Consider the following 21,691-nt stretch of genomic DNA (forward strand, 5'->3'; position numbering starts at 1 on the left):
TTAACCCAGTTCCTTTAAAATCTGGGAAGCTATTATATTCTTCTGAATTTCCGAAGTTCCTTCATAAATCCTGGTAATCCGGGCATCCCGGTAGTATCTTTCAATGGGGAACTCTTTCATATAACCCATGCCGCCAAAAATCTGTACCGCTTTATCGACCACCCGGCCATAAGCTTCCGAAGCAAACAGTTTGACGGCAGCAGCCTCTTTAATGACCTTTGCTCCCTGGTCCACAAGCCAGGCTACCCGGTAGGCAAACCATCTGGTTGCTTCAATATCTACGGCCATCTCCGCCAGCATATGCTGAATAGCCTGGAAAGACGAAATAGGCTTACCAAACTGGACCCGCTGCTGGGCATAACGGGTAGACAGCTCCAGAAGTTTTTGCATGGAACCAACACAGCGAGCAGCCAGTCCTACCCGCCCTTTAGCCAGGATTTTCAGGGCATTGATATAACCTTCGCCGACATTGCCCAGGACGTTTTCTTCCGGAACTTCGCAGTCTTCCAAGATAATTTCCGAGGTATGGGAACCTCGCAGTCCCATTTTTTTCTCAATAGTTCCCACTTTAAAACCAGGAAAGTTCTTTTCGACAATAAACGCCGTTATCCCACCTTTAGCCCCTTTGCTTTTATCGGTTACCGCAATAATGGTAAAGACATCGGCATCTGGACCGTTGGTGATAAAATGCTTTACCCCGTTTAAAATATAGCGGTCTCCCTTTTTAACGGCTGTTGTCCTGATACTTGCGGCATCAGAACCAGCCTCTGGTTCAGTTAAAGCAAAGGCAGCTAATTTTTTCCCCGAGGCAAGGTCAGGTAAATATCTTCTTTTTTGTTCTTCGGTGCCTAACTCCACGATACCAGTGGTACCAATACCGGTATGCGCACCAATTAAAGTGGTAAAACCATTGGCGGTACGTCCAAGTTGCTCATAAATTATACATTTGCCCAGCATGCCAATGCTGCCCACACCGCCATACTCTTCCGGGATGCTCAAACCAAAGAGTCCAAGTTCTCTTGCTTTCTGGATAATTTCTTCCGGCACCCGGTCTTCTTCATCAATTTGCTGGCTGATGGGGTCAACTTCGTTATCCACAAAATCCTTGACCGTCTGCACCATCATTTGCAGTTCTTCACTGATCGTGAAATCCATAGCGCCCCTCCCTCTTGCTTTTTTGTTTTATATATGAAATAATTGTCTTATATATAGTATAACGGGATTTAAATTTTTATGTCAATAATTTTGCAATAAATTTTAAAATTTTCTTACAATTTTTCTTAAACCGCTTGCAGTGTTATGATAAATTAGGAGAGGTGACGTTATGGTTTTAGAAGAAAAAGAAAATAAATCGGGAGCCCCGGCCGTGGAAATGGCTATCAAAATCTTAACTTATTTAAGTAGATACCGGAATAAAAACCGCACCCTTGCCGAAATTGCCCGGGACTTAAATATCAATAAAAGTTCCTGCCACCGGATATTGAAAGTTCTTCTGGATTACCGGCTGGTATCCTATGACAAAAACACCAGGCAGTTCAGCCTGGGATCTTTTTTAATTGTTTTAGGTAGCCGGGCTTCCGAATTCAACGACTACTTAAAAATTGCCAAACAGCATTTAAAAGAATTAGCAGAAACCACCAAACAAACCTGTGTCCTTGTAGAGCCAATCGCCAACAACCGCCTAGTTTACATTGCCAAAGAAGAGCCGGAGGCAGCAGTACGGATTACCGTCAGTATCGGTCAATCGTTTCCGGTAACCAGTGCTTCCTTTGGAAAATGTTATCTGGCCTTCCTTCCAGAAAAGGAAGCCAGGGAAATTGTAAAAGAGGTAGGAATCAAGCAATTTACCGACAAAAGTATTACCAATGTAGAGGAATTTTTTCAAAGTTTGGAGGTAATTCGAAAGCAGGGCTATGCGGTGAGCTTTGAAGAACACACTCCGGGGGTTTTTGGCATTAGCGCTCCTGTTTTTGATAACAGCGGAAGTGTTCGCATGGTTGTATCGTGTATTGGGCTTGCTTCTTCAGTGAATGAAGAAACAATTAATTTTTACGCTGACAAAGTTAAAACTACCGCGCAAAAAATCACCGCTATTTTTTCCGATATGTAACAACACCCCGAAGTTAAACCTCCGGGGTGTTTTCCTTTTAACCACCGCTTAAGTAGGGAAAGACAAATACTTCATCCCCATCTTTTAGCAGCTGGTTGTCAGTTGCTATCTGTCCGTTAACCGCAATACTAAAGGGATTTTTAAGTCTTGAGGCCAAAAGCTCCTTTAACTCTTCAATACTTCCTGCCGCAAGTTCAATTTCTTCTTTGGGAAGGTCGTAAAATAAAGCATAATTTACCTTAACTTTAATCATCCGCCAGTAACCTCGCTAAAAATTCCCGGGATATGGTGCCATCGGAATTCCAGCCCCGAAGTTGATAAAATTCAGGCAAGTATTTTTCAATCTCCGGAACGTTACCAAAGGCTCCCCCTTCGGCAAGAGGCTTTTTCACATGCCCGGGTAGCCTATCATCGGCCGGACTGCTTCCCAAATTAAAGGAAATGGCTCTCTTAATTGTAATCGAATTGTTTGCTGCTTCGACCACTTTTTCCGGCGTCCAGGCAACTCCGGTAGTATAAGACAGAGCACCCACCACAGCCTTTAACGGTGTAAAGGCAAAGCTGCATTTTACAAGACAGTTATCAAGTTCCCGTAAGCTCTGGAACTTCACTACTGCTTCAACCCGGCCATCAAGGTTAAACCTCGGTCCCGGCACTACTCCAAAGTCCGGATCTTTAGCAATCCCCAGGTCAACTTCAAAGAAACTTCCTCTTAAATGACAGGCTCCCCGGGGACCGGTTGCATAGGATAACGCCTGACCGGTAAAGGCTCTTGGTTCATGCATGGGTATCTCCAATCTTCTTACAGCCGCAGCATAGTCCTGAGACAAACCAAGCTCTTCGGCCACTCTGGCAACTCCCTTGCCTATCAGCTGACCAATGCCGCTGTTTTCTCCGGTTAGCCTTAACGCTTCAAGAATTCCCTTGCTATCTCCAAAATCAGGCACTTCGGCCTTCAAGTTTTCGGGAAGCAAATTCTCTTCTTTTAAGTACATTAAAAAGGCCAGGCTAACACCGGTGGAAATAGTGTCAAAGCCATAACGGTTGGCAATATCATTGGCTTCAATAATAGTATCCATATCGAAGTTTTCCAGAAGCGGTCCGTAAGTAACCGCTGTTTCGTATTCGGGACCATCAACAATTCTACCTTTGAAATTAAGTTCGCGTCCACAGGCAATTGGACAACCCCAGCAGGCTCTGGGATGGATTGAATATTCCTCTCTGAACTTTCTGGCATTGACCTTATCTATCGGAAATAATCCTTTGGTAAAATATTTCACCGGAGTATCGCCAAAATAATAGCCAATATCCAGATATCCTAAAGTCCCGTACTGGGTAAAGAGCTCCATTTCCTTTTTATAAGCAGCCGTTAATTGCTTTGCCAATTCTTTCAGCTCTTCTTTAGCAGCAACCGGTACTTCTCCCTGTCCATCGACTACGATGGCTTTTAGGTTTTTACTGCCAAAAACCGCTCCAAAACCCATTCTCCCGGCAGCCCGACCGTGGTCGTTCATCACCGCAGCCATCGGCATTAACCTTTCGCCGGCTACCCCAATGCCTGCAATGCTGACATTACTGCCGTAAACTTTTTTGAGCTCTTCCTGCATTTCATAGGAATCAAGACCTTTTAAGTTGCTGCCGGGTTTAATCTCCACCCTGCCATTTTTGACTTCAAGATATACCATATCCTGAGCTTTACCGGTAATAATTAAACCATCAAAACCGGCTCTTTTAAGATATGCCCCAAATTTTCCGCCAGAGGTAGCCTCGCCCCAGTAGCCGGTTAATGGTGAACGGCCACAAACTGCATAGCGGGAAGAAGCCGGTAGAGCGGTTCCCGTAACCGGGCCAGCCATCACTGCCACATAAGCTTCCGGAGCCAGGGGATCAATTTCCGGCTTAATGTAATCATAAAGAAGCCTTGCTGCAAGGCCACTGCCACCGATAAATTTTTCGGCAAGCTTGAATGGCGTAGGCTTTATCTCAACTTTCTGGTTTGATAAGTCAATATACGCTATTTTCCCTGTGTAACCCAGCATTAGCGTACGCCTCCTTTCAGCGTCCCGTACAAGGATGCCACAAAAATCTCCTCATAATCTTTTGGTGTTACCGGAATGGGGCTTAAAATACTGACCGGGTCAATAAGCGCCCAGGAAACCAGCTCCGGTAACGCTTGCTTAAATGCCTCCTCACTAACCTGCGGATAATCGGAAAACTTAAAGCTAAAGCCGAGCTTTTTATAAAACTCAACCAGCGAATTTAAAAACTCCTCGCCCTTTCCAAAGCCAAGGGCCTTTGCAAGTTCATCGGTTTTGGTTAAGTGTTTGGCGTAAAACTCAAAGACATAGGGTAAAAATGCCCCAACACACAAACCATGGTGCAGACCAAACTTTTTCCCCAGGGTATGCCCCAACGCATGGTCGATACCAGGAGCAGCATTGCTGAAAGCCAGCCCCGCTAAATTAGCAGCAATTAACATTTTTTGCCGGGCTTCTAAATCCCGACCATCCGCCACCACCCGGGGTAAAAACTTAAAGATTAGTTTTATCGCCTGGAGAGCATAAGCATCGGTATATTCGTTAGCCCAGCCGCTCAAGTACGCTCCTACCGCATGCGCCAGGGCATCAACACCGGTCCAGAGGGTTAGATTTGGGGGAAGAGAAACGGTGAAATTGGGGTCCAGGATGGCAAAGTCGGGAACAAATTCCGGATGGCTGAGACTCATCTTATGGCCGCCTTCGGTTATTACTGCTGCCGAAGTAGCTTCAGAACCGGTTCCAGCTGTAGTTGGAATTGCGGCAAACAGCGCCTTTTTTCTTAACCCAAGGGAATCAACGGGAGATAATTTTCTAAAATCTACATCGGGTCTTTCATATAAAAGCCAGATTACCTTGGTGGCATCGATTACCGAACCACCGCCAATGGCGATGATTAAGGAAGCATCACTATTTTTTACTGCCTCCACTCCGGCAAAAATATTTTCCACCGGAGGTTCGGGCTGCACTTCATCCCACATTTCAACGTGATAACCAGCATTAGAGAAGATTTCTTTAACCTTCTCTGCATTTGGTTTTACGATTTTATCGGTAATAATCAGTACCCGATTATTTCGACAAATTGTTTTTCCCATCCCCACCAGAGTGTTTAAGGCCCGGGGTCCCATAAAAATCCTGGGTCCAATGACCGCTGACTGTAAGCCCCGAACTCCCGAGGTGCCGGCTAAAGTAAATAGTAGCCGCCGCACTGGGTCTTCAAAACCGTACTTCCCTCTTTCCATACTATCCCCCCAAGTTTTATAAAAATTTAAAGACTATTTATTATTTTCTACAATTTTCTCATTTTTCCTTTGTTCTTTATAAAATAAATTGTTTACCTTTAAAATAATTCTCTTGCCCAGATTTAACAATATTTTTTTCTTTAATTGTCATATTTTCACAATGAATGGCATTCATTTTTTAAAAAATGAAACATTGAACATCACCCGGTAAATACTATTCTTAAGACTCACGGTAAAAAGTCAAGGACCAAGAAATGGAAATTAGAAAAGTAGGGGCTAAAAAAGGCAATAATAACCCTCTCCAACTATATGGTAATAGTTGGAAAATAGCAGAGAAGAGAAAAGGTTTTATTCAAGAACTATTTCATCACCGTCCCTTTGTAGATTTGGCCTTTGCTCAGCAGGGCAAAGACCAGCCTTACTAATTTGCGGGCAGTTAGAACCAGCGCTCGCTTATGTTGATGCTTGGTAACTTCGTGATACTTGCTCTGGTAGTAGGCCTTATACTCCTCGTTGTGCACCCGCAACGAGTTGGCGGCCTGGACCAGGTAGTAACGCAGGTACCGGTTGCCACTTTTTGTCAGGCGGCGTTCTTCGGCGTCAAAATCACCTGATTGGTAGCGGGTCCAGGTAAGGCCGGCATATTGAGCCAGAGCGGCTTGATCTTTGAAACGTTTGATATCGCCAATTTCGGCTATAATACCAGCAGCCGAGATGGGACCGAGGCCTTTTACGCTGGTCAGAGTTTGAGGTATGGCTTCTAACTCCCGGCAAATGACTTTATCCAGTTGTTTAAGCTGCCTTTTGAGGTGGTCAATATTCTGCAGAGTAAGAGAAAGAGCCACCTCACAAGCTGCGAGCATTTTAGGATTAAGGCGGTAGGCGCGGCGGGCAGCCTGTTTGAGGGCCTTAGCCATATTCTCAGGTGAGGCTAATTTGTTGTTACCATGGGACTGGATGAACTCTGCCAGCTCTTCCAATGGCATTTCTATAAGTTCATCTGGTGTAAATTCCTGTAATACCGCCAGGGAGGCCTTACCGAAAGTTTGACTAAAAGGCTTGTCCTGGTGATAATTAGAAAACTTAAGGAAGAGGAGATTTAAGGCTCGGTTCTGCTCGGCCGTCACCATTTCCACGAGGTGTAGGCGCAGGCGGGTGAGCTGGCGCAAAGGTTCAGTCACTATAGTTTCCCGGCTACAAGGGGTAAGATGGCCGAAGCGCACCCGTTCTGCGATAACGTAAGCATCGAGGGCATCTGTTTTAGGGCGCTTGGTACCGAAGGCCTTCTTAAAACTGGCCACCATGACGGGGTTTATTTCATAGACCTTGGTGGAGTATGGCTTAAGCTTTGGGGAGTCCAGGAGGAACTGACGGAGATGGACGCTGTAGATAGAGGTGGCCTCCAACCCTATATGAAGTTGCTGGATGTTAAACTTATGGGCGAGACCATCCAGCACCTCAACCATAGCAGAAGCGCCTTCGAGGCTGTTAGGAAAAGACTTAACTGGGGCGAGCTGTTGCCCTTGCTCATCGAGACACACCAAGTCGCATTTAAGAGCGCTGACATCAATGCCTGCAAAAACGACCCGGGCCAAAGGGTATCCCTCCTTGGGCTGGCCCAAATTAGGGGCGTGCCCTGCGGGTACGTCGCGTAACAACCTCGCGGGGCGATGAGAGCGTGGCAGGACAGCCGGGGGTGCACCTCTGGCCTGCTGAATCCAGAAGCCGGCTGGCCTGTTGGCTCAGCTCACGCGTAAGAAACATGCGCCGCACCGCAAGGGTCTCACTCTTACATGAGTAGTCACCGGGTTTACTCGGGCTACAGGAGGTATTTAAGAGTGACCCCGGACCAACCTATTTTAATCTTCGCAAAGGCACGCCAAGTTATCAAGAACCCTTAACCTAATTTTTCGGCTCGGGTTCTATGGTAATTTAAATTATACGAGGAGGTATTAAGCGATGGAGCTTAAAAAAAACGAGCGGTCAATTTTAGCGTACTTTCCCTCCAGTGCTAAAGCCATAGATGCCGCCGAAGCCCTTAAAGCTAAGGGAATTAATGACGTACAGGTTGACCGGGTGAGCAGATACGGTGTTGCCAGCAATCCGGAAGTTAATAACCCGATTTCCGGCCAGGGAGTGAGCGGAACCGGTTTAAGCCTTTACTCCGCTGGTGCCAACCAGTTTGGCGATAATGATGCCCGGGTGCTTTTATCAGCTGACCCATCAGTATCGGGGATGACCGCTAAAGAATATGGCACAGCCGGGGGTGAGGCGTTTTTGGTAACTGCAGTAACGACAAAAGATAAAGTAGAACAGGCAGTAAAAATCCTTAAAGAAAAAGGCGCCAAGATATAAAAAAGGCAAAAAAATAACCCGGAAGCGAATTCCGGGTTTATTTTATAGTATTTTAAACCGCTATTTCCAAGGTCTACTGCAGTAGCTTCAAGCTTTGTTTTTACCTCATCGGAAAAATGAAACTAGAGCGGCATTTTCGTTCATTTACATCCCGCTCTTAAAAACCTTAAGCCAATACCTTTCTCCCTCTTTTTCAACTATAACCGGCAGGTCGTAAAAATCTGTTAAAAGCTCTGAAGTCAGTACCTCATCTTTTTTGCCCGCGGCAAAAACTTCTCCATTTTTTAACAACAGGACATGGGTTATCCCAGCCACAATTTCCTCGGTATGATGCGATACCAAAATAATTGCAGGTCCACTTTCTTCCCGGCAAAGGGAGTCAATATCGGAAAGTAGTTTCTCCCGGGCTAAAAGGTCCAATCCTGCCACCGGTTCATCTAAGATTAAAAGGCGGGGATTGTTAATTAAAGCCCGGGCTATTAAAACTTTCTGCTTTTCCCCTTGCGACAGGGTTTGATACTGGCTGTTAGCCAGGTTAGATAAGTTAAATTTTTCTAAAAGCCTAAGGGCTTTTTCGACATCCTCTTCTTGCGGCCGGTCAAAAAGCCCTATGGTGGCAAAAAGACCGCTTAACACCACTTCCAAGGCTGTTTCCCGAACATAAAGCTTTTCCTGCAAAGAAGAGCTTACAAAACCAATTTCCCGGCGAAGCTCCCTTAAATCATAGCGACCAAATTTCTTTCCAAGTACCTCGACGTCACCTTTCGATGGGTAGTAATACCCGCAGATAAGGTTTAAAAGGGTAGTTTTGCCAGCTCCGTTTAAGCCCAGGACCGCCCAGTGCTCACCCTGGTTTATTTCCCAGGTAATATTCTTGAGGATTTGCTTCTTTTCCCGAATTAAGTTCACGTTTTTTAGTTTTAAAACCAATACTCCTCTCCCCTTATCTAAAACGTCCATAAATTTTTCCAAGATAAGCTTTTAAAGCCGGTGAATTTTGCTTTTTCCGTTTTTCCATTAAAAGATTAAAGCGCAGGATTTTTTCGTTAATTTTTTTCTTTATTTCCTTCTTTTCTTCTTCATCGTAGCAGCAATCGATAAGATTTTGTAAAGTCACCAATTCTTTTTTGAGCTGCATTTCTTCGGGCAGCACGCCGGCATTTTTTAAAATGATATATCCTGCGCGTAAATCTTCCGGGATCATGGACAAATCCTCGGGAATAATTTTTTGCCCCTTTCCCGGAAGATTATCAAAAACCCCATTTTCCATAGCTTCCCGAATTCTTTCCTCCGCAAGATGCATCAAGATATCCATTAAAGTAACTCTCCTTCAGCTACCGGGATAACTTTACCTCTTAATTTAGACATTCCAGGAAAAATTCCTTCTAAAAAAATAAACCCCGTAAAATTACGGGGTTATTGTTCCACATACAGTTCTAATAAAGCTTTGTCCATTTCACAATCCGGGCAAATTTCCTCCCCATCGTCAATAATGCAGTAGCAAATAGGGCAACGTTTTTCCACTTAAAACCACCTGCTACGAAGTATTGAGTATATTATTAACAACAGATATTATAGTAAGATTTTTTTGATTTGTAAACTACTTTTTCACAATTAAACTTACGCCTAATACAACCAGCAAGATGCCAATTACCTGGGTAAAAACAATTTTTTCCTTTAAAAATACTCTGGCCATTACCAACACAAAAATATAACTTAAGGAAAGTGCGGGATAAATCTTACTGACCTGCTCCCGGGCTAAAAGCCAAAACCATAAGAAAGTTTCGGAAACGTACATGAAAATTCCTGAAATAATGTAACCATTCATAAAAAATTTTATTAAACCAGTCAAAGTAAAAGTAAAAGGCATTCTTTCCATCCCAAGCTTCCAGAATATCTGCCCCAGGGCTATCATAAAAGCACAAATAACGGCTAAAAGTAAATACATTTCTACCACCTGGATTTACTATACCACAGGAAGGGAAAACGAGCAAAAAAGACGGTTCTAACAGCAGAAAAATGGATGCTGTCAGAACCGTCCCTAACGGTACTATTTGGTGAAGACGTGGTTGCCGATGCGGGCGGTAACTACCCGGTTAGCAAACCAGGGATGGTTCGATTTGGCCGGATTATAGAAGTACAAAGCGCCGTTGGAAGGGTCAATCCCGCGTAACGCATCAGCCACCGCCTTCTTCGATTCAGCAGATACCGTTACCTGCCAGAACCAACCGTTCAGGATTGGTTCAAAAGCTCCTTTTTGCAAAATTACTCCCCGAACATCGTTAGGAAAGAGCGGTGATTTTACCCGGTTTAAAATTACCGCGGCCACCGCCACCTTGCCCAGATACGGCTCACCTCCGGCTTCCGCCTCCACCATGCGGGCAAGTAGCTCCTGGTCTTCCGGGCTGATACGAAAAGCGCTCCGGGATACAGAAGTGGAAGTCCGGGCTATTAACCGCTTCATCGTTACCGGACCAACAATACCGTCTACTTTTAAACCCTCTTTTTTCTGAAACGCCATAACCGCTTTTTTGGTAGAAACGTCAAAATACTTATCCACTTTGTAGACCTTATAACCCAAACTTACAAGTTTTCTCTCAATCTCCAGAACTTTTGAGCCGTAACTTCCAACCTTGTAATAAACCACCTGCGAAGCCAAAGCTTCAGATACAACTGCTACAGGGAGTAATAGCATAAAAATTAAAGAAAACACTGCAAAAAATTTTTTCATTTTTATCCCTCCTTAAAAGTTGGTTTACGGAAAAGCAAAAATTCTGCCCTTCCTTGGACGCTTTTAAGAAGGTATAAAAGCAGACACTACAATTGTAACTATTTCTAATCTTTTTGCCAAATTAGCTAAGGCCCCATAAAATAAGAAAACCCGGCTTTACGCTTTTTCCCCAAAAAGCATAAGCCAGGCTTTCACGTATCCTAACCTATGAGACGATTAACGGTCCGCTGGAATTTTCAGGACTTCCTCTCTTAGCTTTTTTAGCTTCACCAAATCTTCCTCAATCCCCGGTTCCGGTGTTTCTAAAATCCACGGCACCCGCTTAAAAAAGGGTGAATTCAGTAAATTAATAAACCCTTCTCTCCCTATATATCCCTGCTCTAAATTTTCATGCCGGTCTTTTCGCGAACCAATGGGGTGTTTGGAATCATTTACGTGAAGAAGACAAAAGCGCTCTTCCCCGATTTTCTCCCTAAACTCCCGGGAAAAGGCGGAAATCCCTTCCGGCGAAACGTCATCATAGCCGGCCGCCAGCAAATGACAGGTATCAAGGCAAATCCCCAGTTCCTCATGACCGGTTTCGGAAATGATATAAGCCAGGTGGTCAAGGGAATATCCCATTTCATTGCCGCTACCGGCGGTATTTTCAATCAGGATTCTTGTCTTGAAATTCTCGGAAAGCAGTATTTTAAGCCCTTCTACCATCCGGGCTAATCCCCGCTCTTCGCCTGCCCCGCGGTGGCTTCCAACGTGGACTACCAAAAAGTCAGCATGAAGCTGGTCGGAGCGGTAAAGGTCTTCCCGGATCATAGCTACGCTTTTCTGAAACATCTCTTCTTCGGGAGAAGCTAAATTCATTACGTACGGGACATGAACCACTAAAGGATAAAGCTTATACTCCTCTTTAAACTCTAAAAAACCCTTTAACTCTTTTTCGTTAAAGGGTTTAGCTTCTCCACCCCGGGGGCTTCGGGAAAAGATCTGAACCCCTTCGGTTTTATTTTTTATAATTCTTTCTTTAAGTTTTAAGAGCCCTCCGGCAATGGAAAGGTGTAAACCAACGTTCATTTATTTTCCTTCCCTTCGGGGTTTATGAATTGGAGGATTTTTCTTTTCCCTTACTTCCTCCGCTGGGATCGCATCTTTCCGGGAAAGTTTCAGTCTACCCTGGTTGTCGTAACCAATCGCCTTAACCAAAATCTGGTCACCTTCTTTTACCACATCTTCCACTCTCTTCACCCGGGAATGGGCAAGCTGACTGATATGTACCAAGCCTTCTTTGCCGGGAAGGCCCAGCACCCCTGGAACTACTTCCACAAAAGCTCCAAAGTCAGCTATCCTGGTAACTTTCCCAAGATATACTTTGCCCACTTCAATTTCCTTGGTAAGGTTTTCAATAATGTTGAGAGCTTTTTCGCCCGCTTCCTTATCCACCGCTGCAATGAAAATCCGACCGTCGTCCTCAATATCGATTTTGACTCCTGTTTCATCAATAATTTTCTTAATTATTTTACCGCCGGGACCAATTATATCCCGAATCTTTTCCGGATCCACGGTGGTAAAGATTATTCGCGGAGCATAGGGCGAAAGTTCTTTCCTTGGTTCGGAAATTACTTCCAACATCTTGCCCAAAATATGCATCCGGCCTTCCCGGGCCTGGGCTAAAGCCTTTGTTAATATATCCCGGGTAACGCCAGCGATTTTAATATCCATCTGCAGAGCGGTAATGCCATCTTTGGTACCGGCAACTTTAAAATCCATATCCCCCAGAGCGTCTTCAATTCCCTGGATGTCGGTTAAGATGGCTACTTCATCTCCCTCTTTAATTAAACCCATAGCAACACCAGCTACCGGCGCTTTGATGGGAACACCGGCATCCATTAACGCTAAAGTGCTACCGCAAACTGAACCCATGGAAGTTGAACCGTTAGACTCTAAAACTTCCGATACTATCCGGATAGTGTAGGGAAAAACTTCCTCCGGCGGAATCACCGGCTCAAGCGCTCTTTCGGCCAACGCTCCGTGGCCGATTTCCCGCCGCCCCGGCCCGCGCATTGGGCGAACCTCACCAACGCTGTAGGGTGGGAAGTTATAATGGTGCATAAAACGCTTGGATTCCTCTATCCCAAGGTCATCAAGAATTTGCACATCGCCAACAGCACCTAAAGTAACAATACTTAAGACCTGAGTTTGTCCCCGGGTAAAGAGACCGGAACCGTGAGTCCGGGGTAGTAGCCCCACTTCACACCAGATTGGCCGCACTTCGTCAGTCTTCCGGCCGTCAATTCTAATGCCTTCTTTTAAGATCTTCTGCCGAACGATTTCTTTTTGAATGCTGTCCAAGATGCCTTTAATGGTAAGCTCTTCTTCGGGATAAGTTTCCAAAAACTTGGTTGTAAGTTCCTTTTTTAAATTTTCAAGATATTCATCCCGCTCCTGTTTGTTAAATTTTTCAGCTATAATTTTTTCAATTGCTTCTTTAAGAAGGGGATAAGCTTCAGCGGTAACCGCTTCCTTGAGCTCCGCCTTCTCTTCCACCACTACTTCCATCTTCTCCTTGGCCAGCCCGAGCTTTAATGCTTCCTCCCTAAACTCTTCGATAAAGGCAACAATTTTCTTAACTTCTTCATGGCCTCTCGTTATAGCTTCAATCATAATTTCTTCGGGCACTTCCTGGGCGCCTGCTTCCACCATCATCACCGCATCCCTGGTCCCAGCAACCACTAAGTGCAGCCGGCTTTTTTCCGCCTGCTCAATGGTGGGATTTATCACCAGTTCATCCTCCACCAACCCCACCACCACTGCACCAATGGGACCTAAAAACGGCAGGTGGGAAAGGGTAAGAGCAGCCGAAGCTCCGTTCATCGCGGCAATTTCCGGGGGATTATCCTGATTTACCGATAAAACCGTTGCTACAATATGGACATCGTTTTTAAAGCCTTTTGGGAAAAGAGGACGAATAGGACGGTCAATTAAGCGCGCCGATAAAATTGCCTTTTCACTGGGACGTCCTTCCCGCTTAATAAAACCTCCGGGAATTTTACCAACAGCGTAAAACCTCTCTTCGTAATCTACCGTCAGCGGAAAGAAATCAATGCCTTCCCGGGGCTCTTTACTTCCGGTAGCCGTTACCAGAACTACGGTATCGCCATAGCTTACCAAAACCGAACCGCTGGCCTGGGTCGCAACTTTACCTGCGGTAAGCTTTAACGGCCTTCCTGCAATCATTATTTCTTTTTCTAAAATCTGCCTTCCCGTGGTCATATATATCGCAAATAACCTCCTTAAAATCCCGTAATATATTGTAAAAAAATTCGACATTATTTATAGTATTTCCTGCCAAAAAATCAATAATACTTAAGAAAATTCCTGATATAGGAAAAGCGGGGGTAATCCCCGCTTTATTTCCTTAAACCTAATTTTTCGACAATGGCGCGGTAGCGCTCAAAGTCTTTCCGCTTTAAGTAATTAAGAAGAGACCTCCGCTGGCCAACCATCTTTAAGAGGCCACGCCGGGAATGGAAATCCTTTTTGTGCACCTTTAAGTGCTCGGTCAGCTGATTGATTCTTTCGGTTAAAATGGCAATTTGTACTTCCGGCGAACCGGTATCCTTTTCGTGCAGCTGATACTTGGAAATGATTTCCATTTTCTGTTCTTGCGTTAAAGCCACTTCTTTCACCTCCTCCTACCATAATCGCCAGAGATCAAGTAATAAACCTAACCTCTGGTTAAGCCTAAATGTCCTCAAGTTTCTTGGACAAAAAGGCAATTAAAGCATCTTCCAAGGCAGCGGATTCCGCATCTTTTATTTTAGCTTTTTTATATTGTTTGGTCAAATCTTTTTTTAATTTAATAAAATCTTTTTTTAAAATAATCCGGGAAATTTCCGCAATCAGTTCCCGGTAAAACTGTTCTTCCCTGTCCTTCAGGTTGTACACGGCTCAAAACCCACCCTTCGGTAAAGGTTATGAGCCAATAATTTAATTTATTCCTTGTAAAGCTTCTTTAACATCTAACTCGATTTGTTTTTTTAATTCTTCCAGGGAATTAAATTTTTTCTCGGGACGAATTTTCTTTAAAAAACTAACCTTGAGTTCCCGGTGATAAAGATTAGCTTTATAGTTTAAAAGATGAACCTCTAAAAGCGGACGACTTTCAACTTTTACCGTCGGGCGCACTCCGAGGTTAGCAATGCCCGGAATTTTTACCTCTTCGCCGGTAATTTCTACATCTACCCGATAAACGCCGTACTGCGGTAAAACCAGGTTTTCCTCCGGCAAAATGTTGGCAGTAGGAAAGCCAATTTTCCGGGCAAGCTTATCGCCCCCGATTACCTTACCTTTTAAAAAATAAGTGTAGCCAAGCATACCGTTGACCTTAGCAATATCCCCGGCCGCTAATTTTTCCCGGATTGCCGTTGAACTCACCACTTCCTGGCCAAAGGTAACCGGCTCAACCACCTCCACTTTAAACCCAAAACGTTCTCCCGCTTTAATCAGGTCAGTTACCCTGCCGGCTCCCAGGTGGCCAAAAGTATAATTAAAACCTGCCACTACTCCCGCCAAATTAAAATTTTCCAAAAGCATATTTATAAACTCCCCCGGAGAAAGCCGGGCGTATTCGGGGGTAAAAGATTCTAACACAGTAAATTCCAGCTCTTCCGCAGCAAATCTCTTAAGACGCTCGTCTAAAGGAAGGATATATTTTACCTGTTTTCCCTGAAGCACCTCTAAAGGATGGGGCCAGAAAGTATACACCCCGGGACAGGCCCCGATTTTACCGGCTAAATCCCGGGTAACCCTCAAAAGTTTCTGGTGACCAAGATGCACTCCGTCAAAATTGCCTAAAGCTAACACCACAGGGCAATTTAAAGTAAACTCCCTGGAACCGTGAAAAACCTGCAACTATTACTCACTCCCCAAACCGGAAAACCTTTTCCGGTCGAAAAATTTGCCCGCAAATCATGCCTGTGGCTATAATCTTTTCGCCATAATAAGCAAACACCGGTCCAAAATTTTCCCCTTTAGTTTCAACCTTTACTCCTCCGCCATTTTTTACCCTGAGGTATTGCTCCCTGGTTAAGTTTATTTTTGGAAAATCTTGAAATAGCTGTTCCGGAGGAATAAGGGTAAAATCTTCGTGAAGAAGGTTACTGTCGTCTAACAAAAAGGGTCCGGAGCGGGTGCGAAGCAAAAATTTCAGGGTTGCCCCCGTTTTAAGTAAATTACCGATCTCATTTGCTATGCTTCTAATATATGTTCCCCGGGAACAACGGATATACAACCGCACCGCCGGCTGGGGTTTGTCTGCTAAGAATTCCAACAATTCAATACTATCGATAAAAACCTTCCTTTTCGGGGGTTCTACCTTTTCCCCCTGGCGTTGATAACGGTATAAAGGTTTACCCGAAACCTTAACCGCCGAAGCAAGAGGCGGGGTTTGCTCGATTTCACCATGAAAATGCCCAAGTACTTTTTCTATATCGCCAGCGGTTAAAAAGGAAGCGTCCTTTTGCTCCAAAATTTCCCCTTCCATATCCCAGGTAGCAGTGGTAATGCCAAAAACAATTTCCGCCAGGTATTCTTTCATGGCTACATTTTCCAAATATTCTATTAAGCGGGTAGCCTGCCCCACTGCCACCGGTAATACTCCTGCCGCTGCAGGATCAAGAGTACCTAAATGCCCAACTTTCCCGGTTTTTAATTTTTTCCGTACATAAGCTACCACATCGTGGGAAGTCATTCCCGGCGGTTTTAACAGGTTGATAAAACCATCCATTTTTAAAACCTCTTTTTGACCTCGGCTAAAACTTGTTCCACCGCATCCGCCAGCGGCATTTTCAGGGTGCAACCGGATGCCTTTTTATGGCCGCCACCGCCAAACTTAGCAGCAATTTCGTTGACATCAATAGTTTTGGACCTAAATCCTACTTTAATGCTGCCATCCCTGGTTTCCCGGAAAAGAATGCTAATTTCCACACCGGCAATTCCCCGGACAAAACTTGCAATCGAACTTATGACTTCTTCCCCTTCAATAAAACGCTCGATTTGTTCCCGGGTAAATTTTACCCAGGCAATTTTCCCATCGGCTTCAAAGGTCAGGGAGTTTAAGGCTTCCCGAAAAAGAAGGACGCTATCCCTGGGTTTTTCCATGTAAAGCTTTTCGTTGATCATTGCCAGATCAAAGCCTTTCTGAGCCAAAAAGGAAGCTACAGCAAAACTTTTGGCGGTAGTATTGGTATACTGGAAAGAACCGGTATCAAGGGTAATACCGGCATAATAGGCCGCAGCTACCCACTCATCCCAGGGTAAACCCAGGTCTTCATGGATTTGCGGCAAAATCTCGCAGGTAGCCGAAGCTTCGGGCACGACTATGTTTTCCACTCCAAAATAAGTGTTGCTGATGTGATGGTCAATATTTATAACCCTTTGCGGGTTTGAAGTAACCACCGCCAATGCTTCTTCTCCTAAACGTTCCGGGTCAGCAGTATCCAAAGCAATTATTAAACTGTCTCCGGCAAATACCGCCGGATCGGAAGTTATACGGGGAAAGTCGGGAAAAAAGGAAAACAGGCGAACCGGTTTATCTTTTAGGTACATTACCACTTCAAAGCCATTTAAACGTAAGGCCCGGCCAAAACCCAGAATTGAACCCATAGCATCCCCATCGGGCAAGATATGGGACGTCACAATGATTTTGCTATATTTCTTCAAGAGGTCTTTAAGACTCACTTTCGTTCTCTCCTGCTTCTTTTTTAAGACCTTCCAAGATTTCCATAATTCTTGCTCCATATTCAATAGAAGGATCTTCTACAAAATACAGTTCGGGCATTATTCTAAGTCTAACCCGTGATGCTAATTCTCCTTTGATAAATCCTTTGGCACTATTTAAAGCTATGAAACTATTTTTTTTATCCTCCTCACTGCCATAAACGCTGATATAAATTTTCGCCTGGCTCAAATCCCTGGCTAAATCAACTTTGGTAACCGACACAAATCCAAGCCTGGGGTCCTTTACTTCCCTGGAAATGATAGCCGCCACCGCTTCTTTGATTGCCTGGGCGGTTCGTTCGTGCTTATGGGAAGCCAAAACCCTCACCTCGCTTTATTCCAGTGTTCTTTTAACCTCTTCTATGGTAAAAGCCTCGATAATGTCTCCTTCACGAATATCATTAAACTTTTCAATAGTCAAACCGCATTCATATCCCTGGGCTACTTCCCGCACATCATCTTTAAACCGCTTTAAAGATTCCACGTTTCCTTCATGAATAACGATTCCATCCCGTATTACCCGCACTTTTGCCGAACGGGTAATTTTACCTTCCAGTACATATAATCCGGCAATCGTCCCAACTTTCGATGCTTTAAACGTTTTCCGCACCTCAGCCCGTCCCAGCACCACTTCTTTTTGTTCGGGTTCCAATAGACCAGCCATAGCAGCTTTAATGTCATCTAAAAGCTCGTAGATAATCCGGTAAACCCGCACATCGATCTTTTCCGTTTCGGCTAATTTCCGGGCATTGCTATCGGGACGAACGTTAAAGCCAATAACAATGGCGTTGGAAGCCGAGGCTAACATGATATCCGTTTCGGTTATAGCGCCTACACCCGAGTGAATGACGTTAACTTTAACTTCCTCGGTGGAAAGACGGGAAAGGGACTGTTTAATGGCTTCCACCGAACCGTGCACATCCGCTTTTAAGACGATATTTAATTCTTTAATTTTTCCTTCCTGAATATGTTTAAATAAATCTTCCAAAGAAACTTTGCTGCTGGCTCTTAATTCTTCTTCCCGCTTTTGCTCCTGCCGCTTCTCGGCTAAGGTCCTTGCGGTCTTTTCATCGTCAACTACCACCAAAATATCTCCGGCACTGGGCACATCGTTTAAACCCAGAACCTCTACCGGCATTGAAGGAGTTGCTTTTTTGACCCTCCGGCCTTTATCGTCCATTAACGCCCGTACCCGACCGTAGGTTAAACCAACAACCACCACATCTCCCACATTTAAAGTTCCGGATTGAACCAAAACCGTCGCAACCGGTCCCCGCCCTTTATCTAACTTGGCTTCAATTACCGTACCCCGGGCGGGTTTATTGGGATTAGCCTTGAGTTCTTTAAGATCCGCCACCAATAAGATCATTTCCAAAAGTTCTTCAATCCCGATTTTCTTTAAGGCCGAAACTTCCACAAAAACCGTATCGCCACCCCAGGCTTCGGGAATCAGGCCATATTCGGTTAACTGTTGTTTAACCCGGTCCGGCTGGGCATTGGGTTTATCAATTTTATTTACTGCAACGATAATTGGTACCCCTGCCGCTTTAGCATGGTTTATAGCTTCCACCGTTTGCGGCATGACCCCGTCATCGGCAGCCACCACCAAAATCGCTATATCGGTCACCTGGGCACCCCGGGCGCGCATTGCGGTAAAAGCCTCATGACCAGGGGTATCGATAAAGGTAATCTTCCGGCCGTTATGTTCTACCTGATACGCCCCGATATGCTGGGTTATTCCCCCCGCTTCGGTGGCGGTAACATTGGTTTGGCGGATTGCATCTAAAAGCGATGTTTTACCGTGGTCAACATGGCCCATTACCGTTACAATGGGCGGTCTTGGTTCCAGGCTTTCCGGATCATCGGGAGTTTCTTCAAGAAGCCAGATGTCTTCTTTTTCTTCCTTTTCCACCGTTACTTCATAGCCAAAGTCGGTGGCAATAATCGTGGCGGTATCGGCATCAATTTCCTGGTTTATTGTTGCTAAAATGCCATAACTCATCAACTTCTTAATTACTTCCGCCGCCGATTTACCCATAATTTTAGCAAATTCCTGAACCGTCATCCGTTCGGGAATAACAATTGCTTTGGGTTCAGCAGCAACCGGTTCCTGTTTTTCTTGTTTTTCTTGTTTTTTCTCTTTTTTCAGATTCAATTTCTTTTCTTCCAGAGCAAAAACTTTTTCTTCCTTCTTTAAAGCCTTTTCCCACTCCCGTTTTTTATCCGGAGCACCCTTTCTCCTTTCCGGTTCTTTATTTTCACCTTTAGGAGCTTCAGGTTTGGGAATTGCCGGAAGTACTCCCTTCTTCTTCTCCCTGGGGAAAGGCGGACGCTCCTTTTTCTCTCCAAAGGGTTTTGGCCCCTGAACTCCCCGCTCTTTATCAAAACGCCGCCGGTCATCCCTCGGGCGATTTTGGTTAAATGAGCGCTGTTCACCCGGTCGGCGACCCTTGTCCTTATCCCTGGGTTCCGGTCGTTGATTACCGGCATACCTTTGGCCCTGGGGCCGGTCAGACCGCTGTTCCCGCGGGCGGCTTTGACCCCCTTGCTTTGATTGTTGCTGCTCTTTTGGCCTCTGGGGGTGAGACTGGAGCTTCTGGGCTTCAGCTTTTTGCTCCACCTGCTTCTTTTCCTGCTCCTTTTTTTCTTTTTCTTCTTTTTCCCGGTTTAAAGCTTTTAACAGAAGATTTAAATGGTGATTTTCTACTGTACTCATGTGGGATTTTACTTCAACCCCAATTGCCTTTAAACGATTGATAACTTCCTTACTTTCCATGTTTAACTCTTTGGCAATTTCAAAAACACGCTTTTTGCGCATTAATTCACCCCCTGGTCATTACCAATTTCTTTTAAAAATTTCTGCCAAAATCCCCTGTCTTGAAAGCCTAATATTCCCGTGGGACGGCGGTTTAAAATCCTGCCTATTTCCTCTTTAGTGCCCCAGTTAACCACCAAAGTTCCCTGCTCCTTTGCCAGAAATTCTATTTTCTTCTTTTGTTTTTCCGAAGTATTTACCGCTAAAATAACTCCCTCAATTTTACCCCTTTTAAACCCTAATAAAACCTCCGTTTCTCCCACAAGAAGTTTTTTTGCTTTATAAGCTAAACCTAAAATACCTTCAACTTTGTTCACTTTCCGTTAACTCCTGTTGTAATTTTTCGATTATTTCGGGAGAAACCGGATGATTTAGAGCTTTTTCAAACTTTTTACCCTTTTTAGCTTTTTCAAAGCAACTAAGGGATGGGCAGATGTAAGCGCCACGGCCCGCCTTTTTTCCGGTTTTATCAATTAATACTTCCCCTTCGGGAGTTCTAACTACCCGAATGAGCTCTTTCTTGGGTTTCATCTCCTGACATCCAAGGCACATCCTCATCGGGATTTTTTTCTGTTTGGCCATTAAATCCCCCCAACCTGCGATTCGCTCTTGATATCTATTTTCCAACCGGTGAGCTTAGCCGCAAGTCTGGCATTTTGTCCTTCCTTGCCAATTGCTAAGGAAAGCTGGTAATCGGGTACAACTACCCGGGCAACTTTTTCATCCTCGAAAACCTCCACACTGGTAACCTTTGCTGGACTTAAAGCATTGGCAATAAATTTTGCCGGATCAGGGCTCCACTTCACTACATCAATTTTTTCGCCATTTAATTCTTCGACAATATTTTTTATTCTAAGCCCTTTGTTTCCGACACAGGCTCCAATCGGGTCTACATTTTCATCTTTACTGTATACAGCGATTTTCGAACGGGAACCCGCTTCCCGGGCAATACTCTTAAGTTCTACCGTTCCGTCATAAAGTTCGGGTATTTCCAGTTCTAAAAGCCTTTTTAAAAGGCCGGGATGCGTTCTCGATAAAATTATGTTTGGTCCCTTGCTGGTTTTCTTCACTTCAACCAGGTAAGCTTTTATCCTATCACCAAATTTATAGTTTTCACCGGGAATTTGTTCCTGCGGTGGAAGAATTGCCTCGGTTTTGCCAAGGTCGACATAAACATTTTTTTGGTCAACTCTGCGGATAATTCCGGTTATAATATCCCCCTCACGGCTGGAAAACTCTTCGTAAATTTGATTTCTTTCTGCTTCCCTGATTCTCTGGATAACCACCTGCTTGGCATTTTGCGCTGCTATCCGGCCAAAATTTCGCGGAGTTACCTCAATTTCCAGGACATCGCCAAGATTTAGTCTTGGGTCTTTTTCCCGGGCTTCTTCTAAACTTATCTCCAACCGGGGGTCTTTAACTTCTTCCACCACGGTCTTTAAAGCGTAAACTTTTACTTCTCCGGTAACCCGGTCAATATGCACCCGGGCATTCTGGTTAATCCCATAATTTTTCTTATAAGCGGACAATAACGCCTGTTCCGTTGCTTCTAACAGTACTTCCGCCGGAATCCCCTTTTGCTTCTCAATTTCCTGCACTGCCTGTAAAAATTCTGTATTCATCACAGATCCT

Annotated in this window: 23 protein-coding genes; 2 read left to right on the top strand and 21 right to left on the bottom strand. The window is 44.6% G+C overall.

Features of this window, described 5'->3' with window-relative positions; translation table 11 throughout:
- Window positions 1-1,155: an acyl-CoA dehydrogenase family protein gene (locus CHY_RS08150; protein ID WP_011344639.1), complete on the bottom strand. Its 1,155-nt coding sequence runs from the start codon at window positions 1,153-1,155 to the stop codon at window positions 1-3.
- Window positions 1,156-1,324: 169 nt separating this feature from the next.
- Here CHY_RS08150 and CHY_RS08155 point away from each other — a divergent pair, with 169 nt between their 5' ends.
- A complete protein-coding gene (locus tag CHY_RS08155) occupies window positions 1,325-2,110 on the top strand; it encodes an IclR family transcriptional regulator (protein ID WP_011344640.1) in 786 nt (261 codons plus the stop codon).
- Window positions 2,111-2,147: 37 nt separating this feature from the next.
- On the opposite strand, the gene CHY_RS08160 is transcribed toward CHY_RS08155, so the two are convergent.
- The 4 genes from CHY_RS08160 to CHY_RS08175 form a co-directional block, all read right to left on the bottom strand.
- A complete protein-coding gene (locus CHY_RS08160; protein ID WP_011344641.1) occupies window positions 2,148-2,363 on the bottom strand; it encodes a MoaD/ThiS family protein in 216 nt (71 codons plus the stop codon).
- The gene (locus CHY_RS08165; protein WP_011344642.1) at window positions 2,356-4,149 is read right to left on the bottom strand and encodes an aldehyde ferredoxin oxidoreductase family protein; all 1,794 of its coding nucleotides are present in this window, start codon (window positions 4,147-4,149) and stop codon (window positions 2,356-2,358) included. The genes CHY_RS08160 and CHY_RS08165 overlap by 8 nt, the downstream gene beginning before the upstream one ends.
- Window positions 4,149-5,387 carry an iron-containing alcohol dehydrogenase gene (locus CHY_RS08170; RefSeq protein WP_049752090.1) on the bottom strand — a complete coding sequence of 413 codons (1,239 nt, stop codon included), beginning with the start codon at window positions 5,385-5,387 and terminating at the stop codon, window positions 4,149-4,151. Before CHY_RS08170 ends, CHY_RS08165 begins: the two co-directional genes overlap by 1 nt.
- Before the next feature lie 359 nt (window positions 5,388-5,746).
- Entirely contained in the window at window positions 5,747-6,982 is a 1,236-nt protein-coding gene (locus tag CHY_RS08175) for an IS110-like element ISChy1 family transposase (protein ID WP_011343704.1), read from the bottom strand.
- A gap of 364 nt (window positions 6,983-7,346) precedes the next feature.
- On the opposite strand from CHY_RS08175, the gene CHY_RS08180 reads away from it, so the two are divergent.
- The gene (locus CHY_RS08180; protein WP_011344645.1) at window positions 7,347-7,742 is read left to right on the top strand and encodes a hypothetical protein; all 396 of its coding nucleotides are present in this window, start codon (window positions 7,347-7,349) and stop codon (window positions 7,740-7,742) included.
- Window positions 7,743-7,886: 144 nt separating this feature from the next.
- On the opposite strand, the gene CHY_RS08185 is transcribed toward CHY_RS08180, so the two are convergent.
- The 16 genes from CHY_RS08185 to nusA all read right to left on the bottom strand — a co-directional run bounded on the left by CHY_RS08185 (window position 7,887) and on the right by nusA (window position 21,681).
- Window positions 7,887-8,672: an ABC transporter ATP-binding protein gene (locus CHY_RS08185; RefSeq protein WP_011344646.1), complete on the bottom strand. Its 786-nt coding sequence runs from the start codon at window positions 8,670-8,672 to the stop codon at window positions 7,887-7,889.
- A gap of 13 nt (window positions 8,673-8,685) precedes the next feature.
- Complete coding sequence (locus CHY_RS08190; protein ID WP_011344647.1) at window positions 8,686-9,057, bottom strand: DUF1992 domain-containing protein; 372 nt, start codon at window positions 9,055-9,057, stop codon at window positions 8,686-8,688.
- Window positions 9,058-9,342: 285 nt separating this feature from the next.
- Entirely contained in the window at window positions 9,343-9,690 is a 348-nt protein-coding gene (locus CHY_RS08195) for an EamA family transporter (RefSeq protein WP_011344649.1), read from the bottom strand.
- Window positions 9,691-9,792: 102 nt separating this feature from the next.
- Window positions 9,793-10,473 carry a spore cortex-lytic enzyme gene (sleB, locus tag CHY_RS08200; protein ID WP_011344650.1) on the bottom strand — a complete coding sequence of 227 codons (681 nt, stop codon included), beginning with the start codon at window positions 10,471-10,473 and terminating at the stop codon, window positions 9,793-9,795.
- 216 nt (window positions 10,474-10,689) lie between these two features.
- Window positions 10,690-11,541: a deoxyribonuclease IV gene (locus tag CHY_RS08205; RefSeq protein WP_011344651.1), complete on the bottom strand. Its 852-nt coding sequence runs from the start codon at window positions 11,539-11,541 to the stop codon at window positions 10,690-10,692.
- Window positions 11,542-13,737: a polyribonucleotide nucleotidyltransferase gene (locus CHY_RS08210; protein ID WP_011344652.1), complete on the bottom strand. Its 2,196-nt coding sequence runs from the start codon at window positions 13,735-13,737 to the stop codon at window positions 11,542-11,544.
- A 137-nt stretch (window positions 13,738-13,874) separates the two neighbouring features.
- Window positions 13,875-14,144 carry a 30S ribosomal protein S15 gene (rpsO, locus tag CHY_RS08215; protein WP_011344654.1) on the bottom strand — a complete coding sequence of 90 codons (270 nt, stop codon included), beginning with the start codon at window positions 14,142-14,144 and terminating at the stop codon, window positions 13,875-13,877.
- 64 nt (window positions 14,145-14,208) lie between these two features.
- Window positions 14,209-14,412, bottom strand: a complete 204-nt coding sequence (locus CHY_RS08220; protein WP_011344655.1) for a hypothetical protein — start codon at window positions 14,410-14,412, stop codon at window positions 14,209-14,211.
- Window positions 14,413-14,454: 42 nt separating this feature from the next.
- Window positions 14,455-15,378 carry a bifunctional riboflavin kinase/FAD synthetase gene (locus CHY_RS08225; protein ID WP_011344656.1) on the bottom strand — a complete coding sequence of 308 codons (924 nt, stop codon included), beginning with the start codon at window positions 15,376-15,378 and terminating at the stop codon, window positions 14,455-14,457.
- A 7-nt stretch (window positions 15,379-15,385) separates the two neighbouring features.
- The gene (gene truB / locus CHY_RS08230) at window positions 15,386-16,252 is read right to left on the bottom strand and encodes a tRNA pseudouridine(55) synthase TruB (protein ID WP_011344657.1); all 867 of its coding nucleotides are present in this window, start codon (window positions 16,250-16,252) and stop codon (window positions 15,386-15,388) included.
- 2 nt (window positions 16,253-16,254) lie between these two features.
- Window positions 16,255-17,205 carry a DHH family phosphoesterase gene (locus CHY_RS08235; protein ID WP_011344658.1) on the bottom strand — a complete coding sequence of 317 codons (951 nt, stop codon included), beginning with the start codon at window positions 17,203-17,205 and terminating at the stop codon, window positions 16,255-16,257.
- The gene (rbfA, locus tag CHY_RS08240; RefSeq protein WP_011344659.1) at window positions 17,195-17,572 is read right to left on the bottom strand and encodes a 30S ribosome-binding factor RbfA; all 378 of its coding nucleotides are present in this window, start codon (window positions 17,570-17,572) and stop codon (window positions 17,195-17,197) included. The genes CHY_RS08235 and rbfA overlap by 11 nt, the downstream gene beginning before the upstream one ends.
- Before the next feature lie 6 nt (window positions 17,573-17,578).
- The gene (gene infB, locus CHY_RS08245) at window positions 17,579-20,062 is read right to left on the bottom strand and encodes a translation initiation factor IF-2 (protein WP_011344660.1); all 2,484 of its coding nucleotides are present in this window, start codon (window positions 20,060-20,062) and stop codon (window positions 17,579-17,581) included.
- Entirely contained in the window at window positions 20,062-20,376 is a 315-nt protein-coding gene (locus tag CHY_RS08250) for a L7Ae/L30e/S12e/Gadd45 family ribosomal protein (protein WP_011344661.1), read from the bottom strand. Before CHY_RS08250 ends, infB begins: the two co-directional genes overlap by 1 nt.
- A complete protein-coding gene (rnpM, locus tag CHY_RS08255; RefSeq protein WP_011344662.1) occupies window positions 20,363-20,641 on the bottom strand; it encodes an RNase P modulator RnpM in 279 nt (92 codons plus the stop codon). Before rnpM ends, CHY_RS08250 begins: the two co-directional genes overlap by 14 nt.
- Window positions 20,641-21,681 (bottom strand): transcription termination factor NusA, encoded by a 1,041-nt coding sequence (nusA, locus tag CHY_RS08260; RefSeq protein WP_011344663.1) that lies wholly within the window; start codon window positions 21,679-21,681, stop codon window positions 20,641-20,643. The genes rnpM and nusA overlap by 1 nt, the downstream gene beginning before the upstream one ends.
- Window positions 21,682-21,691 lie beyond the last annotated feature (10 nt).

It is taken from the genome of Carboxydothermus hydrogenoformans Z-2901 (genome assembly GCF_000012865.1).
GTDB classification, from domain to species: Bacteria; Bacillota; Z-2901; order Carboxydothermales; family Carboxydothermaceae; genus Carboxydothermus; species Carboxydothermus hydrogenoformans.